The 15,012-nt window shown below is 69.0% G+C and carries 16 protein-coding genes; 2 read left to right on the top strand and 14 right to left on the bottom strand.

Features of this window, described 5'->3' with window-relative positions:
* Positions 1-148 precede the first annotated feature (148 nt).
* The 14 genes from IMX13_RS04430 to IMX13_RS04495 all read right to left on the bottom strand — a co-directional run bounded on the left by IMX13_RS04430 (position 149) and on the right by IMX13_RS04495 (position 13,848).
* The gene (locus IMX13_RS04430) at positions 149-1,324 is read right to left on the bottom strand and encodes a substrate-binding domain-containing protein (RefSeq protein ID WP_053516316.1); all 1,176 of its coding nucleotides are present in this window, start codon (positions 1,322-1,324) and stop codon (positions 149-151) included.
* A 212-nt stretch (positions 1,325-1,536) separates the two neighbouring features.
* Positions 1,537-2,736 (bottom strand): type II secretion system inner membrane protein GspF, encoded by a 1,200-nt coding sequence (gene gspF, locus IMX13_RS04435; protein ID WP_128988248.1) that lies wholly within the window; start codon positions 2,734-2,736, stop codon positions 1,537-1,539.
* Positions 2,737-2,743: 7 nt separating this feature from the next.
* A complete protein-coding gene (gspE, locus tag IMX13_RS04440; protein WP_343238002.1) occupies positions 2,744-4,180 on the bottom strand; it encodes a type II secretion system ATPase GspE in 1,437 nt (478 codons plus the stop codon).
* Positions 4,181-4,182: 2 nt separating this feature from the next.
* Positions 4,183-6,558, bottom strand: a complete 2,376-nt coding sequence (gene gspD / locus IMX13_RS04445; protein WP_193395862.1) for a type II secretion system secretin GspD — start codon at positions 6,556-6,558, stop codon at positions 4,183-4,185.
* Complete coding sequence (gene gspM, locus IMX13_RS04450; RefSeq protein ID WP_193395863.1) at positions 6,555-7,082, bottom strand: type II secretion system protein GspM; 528 nt, start codon at positions 7,080-7,082, stop codon at positions 6,555-6,557. Before gspM ends, gspD begins: the two co-directional genes overlap by 4 nt.
* Entirely contained in the window at positions 7,079-8,245 is a 1,167-nt protein-coding gene (gene gspL / locus IMX13_RS04455; protein WP_193395864.1) for a type II secretion system protein GspL, read from the bottom strand. The genes gspM and gspL overlap by 4 nt, the downstream gene beginning before the upstream one ends.
* Positions 8,242-9,102, bottom strand: a complete 861-nt coding sequence (gene gspK / locus IMX13_RS04460) for a type II secretion system minor pseudopilin GspK (RefSeq protein WP_193395938.1) — start codon at positions 9,100-9,102, stop codon at positions 8,242-8,244. The genes gspL and gspK overlap by 4 nt, the downstream gene beginning before the upstream one ends.
* Before the next feature lie 54 nt (positions 9,103-9,156).
* Positions 9,157-9,594, bottom strand: a complete 438-nt coding sequence (gene gspG, locus IMX13_RS04465; RefSeq protein WP_111186858.1) for a type II secretion system major pseudopilin GspG — start codon at positions 9,592-9,594, stop codon at positions 9,157-9,159.
* 57 nt (positions 9,595-9,651) lie between these two features.
* A complete protein-coding gene (locus IMX13_RS04470; protein ID WP_227255278.1) occupies positions 9,652-10,212 on the bottom strand; it encodes a hypothetical protein in 561 nt (186 codons plus the stop codon).
* Positions 10,213-10,355: 143 nt separating this feature from the next.
* Positions 10,356-10,904 carry a hypothetical protein gene (locus IMX13_RS04475; RefSeq protein WP_180875265.1) on the bottom strand — a complete coding sequence of 183 codons (549 nt, stop codon included), beginning with the start codon at positions 10,902-10,904 and terminating at the stop codon, positions 10,356-10,358.
* Positions 10,905-10,957: 53 nt separating this feature from the next.
* Positions 10,958-11,938: a DUF4880 domain-containing protein gene (locus IMX13_RS04480; RefSeq protein ID WP_065176119.1), complete on the bottom strand. Its 981-nt coding sequence runs from the start codon at positions 11,936-11,938 to the stop codon at positions 10,958-10,960.
* A gap of 69 nt (positions 11,939-12,007) precedes the next feature.
* Entirely contained in the window at positions 12,008-12,538 is a 531-nt protein-coding gene (locus tag IMX13_RS04485) for a sigma-70 family RNA polymerase sigma factor (protein WP_053516348.1), read from the bottom strand.
* A gap of 16 nt (positions 12,539-12,554) precedes the next feature.
* Positions 12,555-13,235, bottom strand: a complete 681-nt coding sequence (locus IMX13_RS04490; RefSeq protein WP_193395939.1) for an STN domain-containing protein — start codon at positions 13,233-13,235, stop codon at positions 12,555-12,557.
* Between the two features lie 148 nt (positions 13,236-13,383).
* Positions 13,384-13,848, bottom strand: a complete 465-nt coding sequence (locus IMX13_RS04495; RefSeq protein ID WP_128988259.1) for an Lrp/AsnC family transcriptional regulator — start codon at positions 13,846-13,848, stop codon at positions 13,384-13,386.
* 125 nt (positions 13,849-13,973) lie between these two features.
* Between IMX13_RS04495 and IMX13_RS04500 the strand changes: the two genes are divergently transcribed.
* Together IMX13_RS04500 and IMX13_RS04505 are read left to right on the top strand one after the other, a co-directional pair.
* Positions 13,974-14,708 (top strand): AzlC family ABC transporter permease, encoded by a 735-nt coding sequence (locus IMX13_RS04500; protein ID WP_193395866.1) that lies wholly within the window; start codon positions 13,974-13,976, stop codon positions 14,706-14,708.
* Positions 14,705-15,004, top strand: coding sequence for an AzlD family protein (locus tag IMX13_RS04505; RefSeq protein ID WP_053516356.1), 300 nt, complete (start codon positions 14,705-14,707; stop codon positions 15,002-15,004). The genes IMX13_RS04500 and IMX13_RS04505 overlap by 4 nt, the downstream gene beginning before the upstream one ends.
* The last annotated feature ends 8 nt before the right edge of the window (positions 15,005-15,012 follow it).

The following is a 15,012-nucleotide window of genomic DNA, read 5'->3' on the forward strand; positions in this document are numbered from 1 at the left end:
CGCATGCCCTGCCACTGATAGACGGTTCGCATGACATGAAGCCGACAGCGTGCAGCGGGCGATGGCGCTGCACGCCGCACGGCGGAAATGGCGACGCCGGCCACAGGGGCCGGCGCCGGGTCAAACAGGGTTCACGCGGTGCTGCGGATTACAGCGGACGGCCGATGCCCGCACAGGTGCTGGGATTGTTCAGGCCGGCTGCGCTGCTGGCCAGCACGAAGCGGTTGCGGATCGCATCGCGCCAGGCCTTGGTCAGCGGGATGAAACCATGGCCGGTGATCGACGCCTCGTAGGCCGCCGGGTAGGTCGCCGGATAATGACGGGCCAGGAAGCCGCGCAGGCTGGTGGCAACCGCCGAATCCTTGTAGCACTGGCCGATCACCAGGTTGGTGTAGCCGGCAATCGGATAGCCGGCCGAGGGGTTGCCGAACACCGGCACCCAGTTGGCGGGGTTCTCGGCAGCGGTGCCGGTCGGCGGAGCGACGGTATCCAGGGTGGCCTGCACGCTCACCTGGTCCGGCGAGAAGCCCTTGACCTTGGCAACCTTGGTCGCATCGGTCAGGCTCGGGATCACGTCCGGGCCGACGTAGCCGATGCGGCCATCCGCCGCATAGACAGCGTTGTACAGCGAGGTGCCGCCCGTGGCCGGCGCGGCAACCAGGAACGCCGGCAGGTTGTTGTTGGCATCGCGCTTGTACAGGTCGGCGAAGGTCGACTTCACGGCGAACGTGCCGCCGACCAGGTTCGAGGTCGCAGCCGGCTCAGCGGCGCAGGCGGCAGCCAGGAAGCGGGTGAACATTTCGCTGGTGCCGCTGCTTTCGGTGCGGTAGACCACGCGGATCGGACCGCTGCGGTTGGCGTCGATGGTCGACCAGTCGCTGATCGCGCCGGAGAACACGCCACAGATCTGCGCCACGCTCAGGTTGACGGCCGAACCCGGCTTGTTGAACGGGATGGTCACCGAGGTGGCCACCGACGGCACCTGGATCAGGGCGCCGTAGCGGTTGGCATTGGTCGACTGGTTGTAGTTGGTGGTGTAGGTGCTCAGTTCGGTCGCGCTCAGCACCGAGTCGCTGCCAGCGAAATGCACGGTGCCGGTGGTCGAGAACAGCGCCGAATTGTTCTCCAGGAACGCCTTCTTGCCGGTGCCCGAACCGGTCACGGCGTAGCTGAAGTTGGCCGGCAGGATGCTGTCAGCCTGTCCCTTGTAGAGGTCGGCCGGCAGCGATGCACCACCGCCGGTAACGGTCTGCGCCGACGCGGCGCCGGCAGTGGCGAGCAGCGCGGTGGCAACCAGCGCGGCCAGAGTCTTGTACTTGTACATGATCTTCTCCTGAAGGGTTTGCTGCGAAGGGAAACGCCAAGGGAGGAACGGTCACTACACGCCTGCTGTCGCTGAGGGCCTCCCAGCCCGCTCCGCGACGACAGGCTCATGCTCGTCCGTGCCGATGACAGGCCGCTTAAGAAACCTGTGGAAGATCGAAAAAAGGTATGGAGGATTGTGTGGAGAAGCGTGGCCTGTGCGCCGCACGCCCGTCACTGCACGAGCTGGTTCATTTCCATGATCGGCATCAGCACCGCCAGCACGATGGTCAGCACCACCCCGCCCATCACCAGGATCATGGTCGGCTCGAGCAGTGCGGTCAGTGCCATCGCGCGCCGCTCGATCTCGCGCGAGAGGGTCTGCGCGGCGCGATCCAGCAGGGGCGCAAGTGTGCCGGTCTTTTCACCACTGGTGACCAGATGCACCAGGATCGGCGGATAGACCTTCTGCACTTTCAACGCAGCGCCCAGTGCCGCGCCCTCACGCACGCGCGCGGCAACATCCTCGGCGCAGCGCACCAGCAGCGTGTTTCCCAGTGTCTGCCGCGCTGCCTCCAGCGCGCGCAGCAATGGCACGCCGGCATCGAGCAGAATTGCCAGCGTCGAGGCGAAGCGCGCACTGTTCACGCCAAGCACGAAGCGCCCCATCACCGGTACGCGCAGCAGCATCGCATCCCAGCGCAGGCGCAGATCGGTGCGGCGCAACGCCAGCCGCCATGCCGCAACCAGCAGGCCGATGCCCAGCGCTGTCCATGCACCCCAGCTGCGCACGAACGCGCTGGCGGCCAGCATCACCTGGGTCAGCATCGGCAGTGTCTGCCGTGCCTGCACGAACGCTGTCACCACCTGCGGCACCACATAGCTGAGCAGGAAGATCACGATCGCCACCGATACCAGACTGATCGCCGCTGGATAGATGAACGCCGTGAGCACCTTGGCCTGCAGCGCATTGCGCTCCTCGATGTAATCGGCCAGGCGTTCCATCACCCGCGCCAGGTCGCCCGAGTCCTCGCCGGCGCCGACCAGGGCGCGATAGATCGGCGGGAAGTCGCGCGGCCGGGCCGCCAGGGCCACGGTCAAGCGCTGACCCGCACGCACATCGGCGCGCACCGAGGTCAGCGCCTGGGCCACATGCGGTCGCTCTGCCTGCTCGATGACGGCACTCAATGCGCCCTCCAGCGGCAGACTGGCGGCGAGCAGGCTGGCCAGCTGGCGGGTGGCCCAGGCCAGTTCGCTCGCTGAAAGCCGGCGTGTTCCCCAGCCCCCGCCTGCGCCGCGCGCGGGGCTGACCTGCACGGGCGTCAGCCCACGCCCGCGCAGCAGCTGGCGCGCGCCACGCGGACTGTCGGCATCCAGCTGGCCCTTTTCGATGCGTCCCTGCGCGTTGGCGGCCTGGTAGTCGAACAGCGCCATCGTCGCGTCAACCGTCGCCGCTGACGCGCAGGATTTCCTCCAGCGTGGTCAGCCCGCTGTCGACCCAACGCTGGCCGTCCTCGCGCAGGCTGCGCATGCCGGCGGCCCGTGCCGCCTGGCGCAGCGCGGGCTCACCCTGCCCTTCATGGATCAGCGCGCGCACCCGATCATCAACCACGAACAGCTCATGGATGCCGGTTCGCCCACGGTAGCCGCTGTGTGCGCAGGCCATGCAGCCCACTGCCCGCCACACCGTGCGACCGTCGGCATCGACCTCCGCGCGCCGGCACTGCATGCACAGGCGCCTTACCAGCCGCTGTGCCAGCACACCGCGCAGCGAAGACGCCAGCAGGAACGGCTCCACCCCCATGTCTGCCAGCCGGGTCACTGCCGAGATCGCATCGTTGGTATGCAGCGAGGCCAGCACGCCATGACCCGTCAGTGACGACTGCACGGCGATCTGCGCGGTTTCCAGGTCGCGGATCTCACCGATCATGATGGTGTCCGGATCCTGGCGCAGGATCGCGCGCAGCGCGGTGCCGAAGGTCATCCCGATACGCGCATTGACCTGGATCTGGCCGATGCCCGCGAAGTCGTACTCCACGGGATCCTCCACGGTGAGGATGTTGCTGGTGCTGCTGTCGAGCTGGCCGAGCGCGGCGTACAGCGAGGTGGTCTTGCCACTGCCGGTCGGGCCGGTGACCAGCACGATGCCGTGTGGCTGGCGGATCAGGCCGGTGAACGTGGCCAGGGTGTCGTCGGCCATGCCAAGGCGCTGCAGCTGCAGCCGGCCGGCATCCTTCTCCAGCAGGCGCAGCACCGCGCGCTCGCCGTGCCCGGTCGGCACGGTGGACACGCGGATGTCCAGCGGGCGGCCGCCTACGCGGAGGGCGATGCGCCCGTCCTGTGGCAGGCGCTTCTCGGCAATATCCAGGTGCGCCATGATCTTGATGCGCGACACCAGGGCGGCATGCAGGGCGCGCCGCGGCTGCACCATGTCGCGCAGCGTGCCATCGACACGGTAGCGGACCACCGAATGGGTCTCGAACGGCTCGATGTGCAGGTCGCTGGCGCCATCGCGCGCGGCCTGTGCCAGCAGCGCATTGATCATGCGGATCACCGGCGCGTTATCCTGTGCATCCAGCAGATCAGTGATCTCCGGCATGTCCTGCATCAGCCGGTCAAGGTCGACTTCGCTCTCCGCCGCGCCGACGACCGCCGCGGCGTCGCCGCCGTCACGATACTGTTCGCCCAGCCGCTGCTGCCAGGCCGCACTGTCCAGTTGCTGGAACGGCAGGGGTCCATGCCGGCGGCGAAGCTCGGCGACAGCCCAGGCCGGGGTCTCGGCGGTGCCCAGCAGGACCGGCCCATCACCCGTGTCGGCCAGCATCACCCCGTGGCTGCGCACCCAGGCATACGGCAGTGATCGCAGATCGTTGGCCACGGTCACGGCCCGATCACCAGTTCCGGGGTGTATCCCAACCCCCGCAGCTGCTGCAGGGCCGGGTCCAGCTGTGCCGGATCGCGTGGCAGTCGCACCCGCAGGCGCTGACCCGCTGCGCCGGGTGTGGCTTCTGCGTACGCCTGCAGCCCCAATGCCCGCACCTGCGCCACCGCCTGCGCGGCGCGTGCGGGGTCCAGGCCCTGCGCGAACTGCACATGTTGCGCAGTGCCCTCGCCGGTCGGGTACAGGGCGGCCAGACTGGTGTTCTGCAATGGTCGCCCCTGGCCGTCGCGCGCGTTGCCCTGGCCGAGCGTACCCAGGTCCTGTGGCGGCAGCTGCGGCGCCGACAGCGCCGGCAATGCCCAGCTCTGCACCGGCTGTGCACCGGCCTGGGCGTTGCGCATGTAGTCGTAGCGATCGCGGGTCAGGCGCTGGCCGGCCGCCGGGTCACGCACCACGTGCGGTCGCAGGAACACCATCAGGTTGGTCTTGGCGCGCCTGCGCGTGTCGCTGCGGAACAACGCGCCCAGTACCGGAATCCGGCCCAGGCCCGGCACCGCGTCGCGACCGTGGCTGACGCTGTCCTCGAGCAGGCCGCCCAGCACCATGATCTGGCCGTCGTCGAGCAGCACGCTGGTGTCCAGTGCCCGCTTGTTGGTGATGATGCCCTCGCTGCTGGAGCTCTGCCCGTCGATGCTGCTCACTTCCTGATAGATGTCCAGCTTCACCGTCCCGCCTTCGGAGATCTGCGGGCGCACCCGCAGCTTCAGGCCGATGTCCTCGCGCTCGATGGTCTGGAACGGATTGTTGCTGCCACCTCCGCCGTCGGTGACATAGCGGCCGCTGACGAATGGGACGGTCTGGCCGACCATGATGCTGGCGGCCTCGTTATCCAGCGTCATCAGGTTCGGCGTGGACAGGATGTTGGCACCGCCCTTGCTCTGCAGCGCGTTGGCCAGTGCCTTCATGTTGAGGATCTGGCCCACGCCCGGCAGCGTGATGGTGCCATCGATCACGCCCACGTTGAGGCCATCGCGCGGCAGCACGTCCAGCGTGGTGCGCGCCGCGCCATTGAGGCCGCTGCCGCCGGTCGCACCACCGAAGTGGGTGCCTGCGAACGTGCGGCCATTGCCCAACATCCACTGCACCCCCAGTTCAGCGGCATCGGTCTGGTTGACTTCCACGATCAGGCTTTCCACCAGCACCTGCGCGCGCCGCTGGTCGAGCTGGTCGATCACCCGACGCAGGTTGCGGTACACCGGCTCCGGCGCCGAGATCAGCAGCGTGTTGGTAGCGACATCGGCCTGTACGGAGATGCCGTTCTGGCTGAAGCCACTGCTGCCGGCATCAGCGGGGTCGCGCCGGTCCGGATCGAGCCGCTGCGACGGCAGCGCATTGCCCGTGGCCCCGGCCTGCTGCGGCTGCGGCTGCGTCGGCGCGCTGCGAGCGGACCCGCCAGGCAGCGGCGTGATGCCCTCGCTGCTGCCCATCGCCTGCGCGTCGCTCTGCCCGGCCACCACGCCGCGCAGCACGCCCGCCAGCTGCGTGGCCTGTGCATTGCGCAGATAGACCACATGCAGGTTGCCGGACTCGTCCTGTGCCCGGTCCAGCTTCTCCACCAGCTGGCGTGCCAACCGCGTGCGCCCCGGGCTGCTGGAGCGCAGCAGCACGCTGTTGCTGCGCGGATCGGCCATCACCACCACCTTCTGGCCCGGCTCGGCGCCCTGCGCATCCAGCAACGGTGCGACCATCGCGGCCACATCCACGGCGATCCCCTGCTGCAGCTTGACCACGTCGGTGTCCATGCCAGCCGGGGTGTCCACGCTGGCGATAACCCGCGCGATGCGTTCCAGATTGTCGGCATAGTCGGTGATGACCAGAGTATTGTTGCCCGCGTTGGCGGTGATCGGGTTGTCCGGACTGATCATCGGCCGCAGCACCGCGACCAGTGCGGCCGCATTCTCGTAACGCAGCGCGAAGGTCCGTGTGGCAACCTCTCCACCTGCCGCTCCGCCGCCTACCCGGCCGCCCAGCAGCTTGGCATCGGCCTGTGGCACGACCCGGCTGATGCCACCGTTCTCGACCACGGCGAAGCCACGCATGCGCAGTGCGCCGAGCAGAAGCTGATAGGCCTGCGCGCGACTGACAGGCCCATCCGATACCACCGTCATCTTGCCGGTCACGCGTGGATCGATCAGGAACTGGCGGCCGGTGAAACGCGCCGCCATCCGCAGCACGCCACCGATATCGGTATCCACCAGATTCAACTGCACCGGCTCGTCGCTGGCATCCTGCGCCCATGCCGGCGCGGGCAGGTGGACCATCCCCACGACCAGAGCCAGCACCGCGCCACAGGCAAGACCGTGCATCGACCTCATCGAAGCTCACCCGCAACGGCCTTCATCACGATGCTTCCTGAAATACGTGCCGCCGGCATATCCGCGTCCCCTGTGCGTTGCAGTTGCAGTCGTTGCAGTTCGATGGTCGGGTCGGCCAGCAGCGGCAGGAGCCAGTTCCAGAGCACATCGGCGGGCACCGACTGCACCTGCAGGTGCCAGCGTCCCTCGCGCGCGTCGACCCGCACGGCATCGGCAAGGCCGGCGGCGGCGATCCGCGAACGCAGGCTGGTCAATGTCGGCCGCTGCTCCCGGGCCAGGCGCTGGCGCTCGCGCGCGTCCAGCAAGGGCGCCAGTGCCCGCATCTGTGCCTGCAGGCGCGGCAGCTCAACCTGCCAGTAGCTGCGCTGCTTCAGCAGGGGCTCCAGCCAGAATGCCCACAGCGCAGCGGCCAGCAGTGCACCCACCATCGTCGTCAGCATGACGCGTTCGCGTAGCTGCAGGCGCCGCCAGCACTGCGACAGCGCCGCGATGCCGCCTTCCATCCACGCAGTCCGTACCCTCATCGGCTGCCCCCGGTGCTCAGCCGCAGGCGGCCACCGCCCTGGCGGACCAGCTGCAGGCCCTGCGCCTGCGCCGCCTGCTGCCATCGTTCCAGATGCTGCGCATCATCGGCCAGCGCCTGCGCATCGGCGTCCAGTTCCAGTTCAAGCGCGCCGGGCGTGTAGTCCATGCCGCGAACGCGGCCGGCCAGCTCCGGAACCGCCTGCAATGCCAGCGCGACCTGTTGCTGTATCCGCGGCAGTGGAGCCGTCTGCACCGGTGCGGCCAACGCACGCCGTGCCTGCAGGACCGGATCCAGTACCTCGGTGATTTCCGGATACTGCGCGCTGAACTGCCGCGTCATTTCCCGCTGCAACGCCTCACCTTCGCCGCGCCAGCGCGAGACCTGCAACTGCAGGCCCGTCGCGGCGAGCACCCCGGCCGCCAGTGCCAGCCCGATCGCCACTCGTGGCAGGCGTCGTCCGCCGCGCTGCAGCGGTAGTGCCCATGCCGGCAGCGGGCCGCTGGCCTCGCTGCCCGCGGCCACTGTGCTGGTCTGCAGGTGTACGGGCCAACCCGAGGGCACCGCATGCACCCATTGCACGGCCTGCACGCCGGCCTGCTGCAGGCGCAGGGAGGTTGCCTGCAGCACGCCTGCCACGTCGCGCCCGCCACTCCACTGCACGAAGCCGCGGTCGCGCCCGCTGCGTACCAGCAGGTGCTCGCCCTTCGCCTCCAGCGTGGCCCGCCCCTCCGTCCACGGCAGCAGCAGCGGCGTCGGGTACAGCCCCTGCAGGCTCAGGCCGCACGACGCCAGCAGCTGCTGCGCCTGGGCCACGGCCTGCTGGCCCAGCCATGCCACCGGCACGGTCCCGTCAGCCGCCTGCGGCCCATTGGCCAGCGCAACATCCTGCAGGTCGTCCAGCAGCATCGCCTCCACCTCGCCCTGCAGCGCGGCCTGCAGCCGGCGACCTGACAGCGGCGGCAGCTGCAGTTCCAGCAGGATCAGGTCATGCGGATCGAGGCAGGCGTGCACCTGTGCCTGCGGATGGCGCTGTCCCAGCGCCGATAGCGCCTCGCAGCCATGCGCCGCCACGTCACCGCGTTGCAGTTGCGCCCACTCCACCCGGCTGTCGGCCTGCAGTCGATCCAGCGCCGGCAGGCGCACCCGCAGCTGCACGCTCATGCGCCGATCCTCGTCCATACACGCTGCACGCGCACGCTGTCATCGCGGTACTCACGCCAGATCAACGCGCGGAAATCGACGTCGCGGTCGTCTGCCTGGACCTGTCCGACCGCCAGGAACCATTCGCTGTGGATGCCCAGCGGCATCACCGACATCTGCTCGCTGCTCACCTGCAGGCGGTTGGCGATATCACCGCGGTTGAGCAGCCAGCGGCCGCCGTCGCGCTCGTCCACCAGCGCCCGCAGCCGGCCCGGATCAGCGCCGGGTGCAACCGCCTGCAGCACGGCCAGGTCAGTCGTATTGGCGTTGACCAGCGTCTGCGCCGGCAACACCACCGTGCGCCGGGACAACGCCCGGACGGCGCGTGGCTCGGCACCGGCCAGCGCCTGCCCGATCAGGGCTTCGCGCGGCAGGGGCGCCTGCGCGGCGCGATCACCGTCGCGCAGCCGTGCCTGGATTTGGTCCGCGGCACCGCTGCATGCGGCCGCAGACACCCCCTGCTCCACGCACAGCGCCACGAAGGCCTGCCGCGCCTGCGCATCCGGTTGGCCCTGCGACAACAGGTTGCGCAGGTTGAACAGCGACTGCGCGTCCACCATCTGCAGGCGCACCGGCAGCGGCGCATCCAGTTGCACCGGCCGTGCCCAGCGACCGTCGCGCACGGTGGTCAGCTGCTCGCGCGCGTCGTCACGAAGCTGCTGCCCCGCGCGCTCCAGCGCGGCATCCACGGCCATGCGTACCTGCGCCCGCAGCTGGTCGCCACGCAGCGCACGCAGCTGCGCGGCCTGGCGGGTCAGCAGCGCGGTCGCGATCACCGCCACCAGTGCGACCACCAGCATCGCGACGATCACCGCCATGCCCTGCTGGCGACGACACGGAAAGGCTGCCATCGGAGGCGACATCGGTGGACCTCACAGCTGCCAGGAGCCGATGTCCGCATTGCCGGCATCACCTCCGGCCTTGCTGTCCGCGCCAAGGGAGAACACGTCGATGTCGCCGTGCGCGCCCGGGTTCTGGTACTGGTACGGATGCCCCCACGGGTCGTTCGGCAGGCGGTCCAGATAGGGGGTTGTCGGCATCGCGCCGCTGCTCTTGGGCGGCGCCACCAACGCCTGCAATCCCTGCTCGGTGCTGGGGTAGCGGCCATTGTCCAGGCGATAGAGCTTCAGCGCCTGCATCAGTGCGGCGATGTCCTGGCGTGCCGCCACCACCCGCGCCTGATCGGGACGATCCATCAGGCGCGGCACGATCAGTGCGGCAAGAATGCCGATGATCACCACCACCACCATGATCTCGATCAGGCTGAAACCGTGCTGCCGGGCCCTGCCACCACGAAGCTGTCTTGCCATTGTTCCGCCCTCGTCATCCTGGAAGGGACCGCTGCACCATGGTCAGCGGCGCATGTGTCAGTACGATAAACATCCACCTGCAATTCGCTGCTGCTCCACCCTGTCTGCGCTGGCGCCCGCCGGCGGCACGGCAGCCGACTGCAGCAGCGTTGCAGGTACCGCCGCCAACGCGCTTTCCACGCAGCGACGCAGCAGCGGGTGGCGACTGGCCTGCAGGATCCGCACGCATTGCGTCGGCGACCAGGCGCTGCCACGGCCGAAGCCGACGAAGCGGCGGTACACCTGGTGATGGCGCAGGTCATCGTGTACCCGTTGCGCGCTGTCCAGTGCCTGCACCCACAGCAGCAGAACGGCACGCTGCAGCATGCGGACATCGTCCATGTCCAGGGGCAGCGTCGCGATGGCTGCCTCCGGCCACGCCGGCAGTTGCGCATCGGTTGCGCGGCGCAGCGCCAGCAGCGGATGCGCCTCGACGTCCAGCGCCGCCCATCGCGCGGCGTCCGCCCAGGCGTCGCTGGAAAGCACCCAGACCCACGGATGCCCGTAGCGCTGTACGCACAGCGGCGCGTGCCGGGCCTGTTCCAGCGACCGGCTCAGGTGGCGATCCAGCTCGAGCATGCTGATCCTGCGACGTTCCGCCATCGACGCTGCCTGCGCTCCACGACGCGGATGCGCCGTACTCTGGAGAAGACGTCAGCAGGGTCGATGAAGCGACAGCGCGTTGCGCGTGATGTGCCGTGCGTTGCGGTTCAGCCGCTCTGTCACAGCGACGTCATGCGCCTGCAGGCATCGGCATCCAGCAACGGAGCGATGCCGCCGCATTGTCGTGCCAGCACCATCACGTCGGGACGTCGGGCAAATGCGGACAGCAACCCGGCCGCGTCCGCGTCGGCCAGCAACGCGGCCGTGGCCTGGCGCAGTGCCGGCAACTGCCATCCGTCCATCGCAATCACCGCACCGGCCACGAACCAGTGCCACAAGCGGTGATGGATCACCTGATCGTGCAACTGTGGCAGGCCCTGTATGCCATGCATCGCCATCAGCAGCAGACCGCGGGCCGCCATTGCCGGTGATACGCTGCCCTTCTCCGGCAGCGACAGCGCCTGCTGCAACCTCAGCAGGGCAGCCAGCGGATGGCCCTGCGGGTCGAAATCCAGCAGCACGGACTGTTCCTGCCACTGCGGATCGGAGACCACGCAGACCCAGGGCGATCCATAGCGATGCACCGTCAATGGACGCCGCTGCGTGGTCTCCAGCAATGCGGACAGGTTGCGTCGCAGGTCGAGCACACCGATGGTCTCGTTGCGCATTCCTTGGCTTCTCCTTGCATGCGGCAGCCACACGACGCGCGTGGCCGGGGGCTCTACCCCAGGACGGCGATACCGCCCGGGAAGCGACGCAGCTCCAACGACAGCGTCAACCGCAGCTGTTCCAGCGCCGCGTCCGGGTCATCGATGCGGAAGCGACCGCTGACCGGCGCACGCGCCTGTGCGCCGTCACCGAGCAGGACCCTGCCGCGGCGATAGCGATTGATCTCGTCCACCACCTCGCGCAACGGCGCGCGGCGGAACACCAGCATGCCTTCGGTCCAGGCGCTGACCTCGCCGGCCACGGCCTCGGCCACCACGCCGCTCAGGCGTTCGTCGTAGCGGGTCTGCTGTCCGGCCTGCAGCCGCAGCCGGCCCTGCGGGTGCTCGATGCGGGCGCTGCCGCGCAGGCACGTCACCCGGACGTGTCCCCCGGTATTGCGCACGTCCAGCCGGGCTGCGCCCTCATCGGCGATTACACAGCCCGGCCCCGCGTACAGTGCGAGGCGTGAACCCGCAGCGGTCTCGAATGCCGCCTGCCCCTGCACCAGTTCGTAACCCTCGCCACCCGCACCCATCCGGCGCCGCAGACTGCTCTGCGTATCCAGCTCCAGCGTCAACTGCGGCGTCAGCGCAAGCTGGAGGCGCTCGCCGGTGCCGGTATGGAAGTCGGCCGCCATCGCACTCACCGACGGCCACAGCCCCAACGGTGGACGGATCGCTGCCACCACGGCGAGGCTGGCGGGGGCGGCGATGGCCGCCCCCAGGAATGCACGCCGGCTCCATCGCCGTGCCAGGCCCGGTGCCTGCGGCTGGCGCGCCGCAGCCGGGACCTGCTCACCGGCCACGCGCACCTGCTCCCATTGCCGCCGCGCACGGGCAAACGCTTCGCGGTGACGCGAATCGGTCGCGCACCATTGGCGGAACCTGCGTCCGTCGGCTGCCGTGGCCTCGCCCGACGTCAGACGCACCACCCAGGCGTGGGCCTGGCGCTCCACGGCGTCGAGCGTGCGGTGCGGGCGATCATCAGGGTCCATGCGCAGTCCAGCCATGCCCGCACGCTGCGGGGTTCTGCTCGGCGTCAAAGTGTAGACGGACGCCGCCGGTCAGAACCGCACCTGCCGGTCCTGCCCGCTGCGCTCGGCCAGATAGTCCTGGGCCGCTTTCAGTTCGCGCTGCACCAGCCGCAGCGACACGCCCAGCTGCTCGGCCACGTCCCGCTGCTGCAGGCCGTCCACGCGGATCGCCAGCAGGATCCGGCGGCGGCGTTCGGGCATGCGGTGCAGCAGGCCGACCATGTCTTCGAGGGCACGATCAAGCTCCGCAGCCTGAGCCGGACCGGGGCCCGGATCGGCCATCTCCATCAGCGCGTCCACTTCTTCCAGGCTGAGCAGGCGATGGTCGGCGCGCTGCCGATCGATCACGGTGTTCATCGCCATCCGCAACAGATAGGCCGCCGGATTCTGCACCGGGTCCAGCCGGTCGCGGCGTGCGCTCAGGCGCATCCAGGTGTCCTGCAACGCATCGCCTGCCAGCTCTTCCGAGCCCAGCTTGCGCACCAGCCGGCGCTTGAGTTCATCGTAGGCCCCCAGCAGGTGATCCATCAGGTCCACCGCCCCGGCCGTTCCGTTGCTCATGTTCGAATCCTTGAAATCATGGAAGGGGCTGCCGCCGGCCGCAGTCGTGGTCGGCACGGGAGGGCTGGATCTGCAGGGTCACCGGCTGCGGCAACGCGGCGGCGTCGATGGACGGCGCCAGCGTGCCGATGGCGAGCAACAGGCGCCGATCGCGCCGGGCGTCGCCGCTGCCGACGAGCAGTTCGGCATCGTCGACATGGCCCTCGGAGGTGATGCGGAAACGCAGCGTCGCCGCGTAGCGGCCCGGTGCGAGCAGGGGGTCGTCACAGAACGCGTCGCGCAGCCGCTGCTGCAGCCCGCCAAAACGACGGCTGCGCTCGGATTCCGGCAGCAGGCCGACGGTACCGGCTGCGCGTTCGGGTTGCGCGCCCAGCCGAAGCACCACGCGCTGCGCGCCGATCACCTCGGCTTCGACGCCGGTCTCCTGCAGCAGGGTCTGCAGCGCCTGCAGCGGCGGCAGGCTGGCGTGCAGCGGGTAACTGCGCCGACCGGCAGCGAGTTCGCCGGCGTACATCACCGACCACCCGCTGCTGACGCTGAAGCGCTCCACTGCCTGCTCCAGCGGCTGCGCCGGAATGTCGTAGGCACGGACGTCGTCCTCGGCCGTGGCGACGAAGGCCAGCAGCAGCCACGCAGCGATGGCCACTCTCCATGTTCTGACCGCGTGGCGTCCATCCAGCCCCCTGACGTTGAACACATGACCCTCGGCAGCGACCGCAGCTGTGACGGAGGCAGGCGGCACGACCGGGAGGTCGCCCGCGCGCGACCGGCAAGCGGGGTCAGACCCTACCGGGGGCAGATGTCATTGCGATGACCACCGCACCGGCGACCGGCGCGGCACGGCCTCAGAGCGGCAGCCGGGTGGTCTGCTTGATCCGCTGCATCGGGATCTCGGTCTTGGTGTTCTGCACCCCGGCGATCCTGTTCAGATGCCGGATCTGGAACTGGCGATACGCGTCCAGGTCGGCCACGGCCACCCGCAGCAGAAAATCGCAGTCGCCCGCCATCAGATGACATTCAAGCACTTCCGGCAGGGACTTGATGCTGTTTATGAAGTGGTTGGTGGTGTCCTCGTCCTGTCCACGCAGCCAGACCCGCACGAACACGGTGAAGCCCCGTCCAACCTTGGTCTCGTTCAGCAGCGCCACGTAGCGGTCGATGTAGCCGCCCTCCTCCAGCAGGCGGACCCGGCGCAGGCAAGCCGACGGCGAAAGACCGACCTGCCTGGCCAGCTCCAGGTTCTGCAGACGACCATCGACCTGCAGCGCCTCGAGAATCCGGCGATCAAGGTTATCGAGTTGAGATTGCATTGGATTTCAGCCTCATGGCCATCTGCCGCATCAGATGCGCAACATTCTCAATTGAATGGCATCAACGCAACCCGATTTCGTGCCGTCGCCGCTAGGATGAAGCCCCCCTCACTCGCTTCCGCTACATGGACGCCCAACCCTCCCTCCTTCCGCCTGACGCCCCCTGCCACGTCACGCCCCGCGCCGAGTTCCTGCGCGGCCTGCGCGCTGCCGTGCCGGTGATGATCGGCTTCGTTCCCTTCGCCCTGGTGCTCGGTGCACAGGCTGCGCAGAAGGGCCTGTCGGCGCTTGAAGTACCGCTCATGACCGGGCTCAACTTCGCCGGCGGCTCGGAGTTCGCCGCCATCGAGCTGTGGACGTCACCTCCGCACATCGCGCTCATCGTAGCGATCACCGCGCTGGTCAACAGTCGCCATCTGTTGATGGGGGCCAGCCTGGCACCGCTGCTGCAGCACCTGCCACGCCGTCGTGCGCTGCCGGCGTTGTTCTTCATGTGCGACGAAAGCTGGGCCCTGGGTGTCGCCGACGCGCGGCGGCGCATGCACGGTTTCAGCCTCGCCTACTACCTGGGCACCTCGGCCGGCCTGTATGGGGTCTGGGTGACCTGCACGACGCTGGGGGCGATCGCCGGCCCGCTGCTGGGCGACATCCATGCCTATGGATTCGACATGGCCTTCCCCGCAGTGTTCCTGGTGCTGCTGCGTGGCATGTGGCAGGGCCTGCGCGCAGCGCGGCCCTGGCTGGTCAGCCTGCTGGTGGCCGCAGGCACCCATCTGCTGGTTCCGGGCGCCTGGTACGTCGCCAGCGGTGCGCTGGCCGGGCTGGTGGCCGCCTGGCTGCTGGCGGAGGACGCGGCATGATCCAGTGGAGCTCGCTGCTCACCATCGTGCTGATGGCAGCCGTTACCTACCTCACCCGCATCATCGGCTTCCTGGCTCTGCGCAACCGCACCCTCGGCAAGCGTGCGGTGACGGTCATGGAGGCCGCGCCGGGCTGCGTGCTGATCTCGGTGATCGCCCCGGATTTCGTCGCCGACAAGCCCGCTGATCTGGCTGCGCTGGCCATCACCCTGCTGGCCGCCACCCGGCTGTCGATGCTGCCGACCGTGCTGATCGGCGTGGTCTCGGCCGGGTTGCTGCGCCATCTGCTGGGCTGATTCACGGC

The sequence above is a fragment of the Stenotrophomonas sp. B2 genome, assembly GCF_014947095.1.
Classification (GTDB): Bacteria; Pseudomonadota; Gammaproteobacteria; order Xanthomonadales; family Xanthomonadaceae; genus Stenotrophomonas; species Stenotrophomonas maltophilia_P.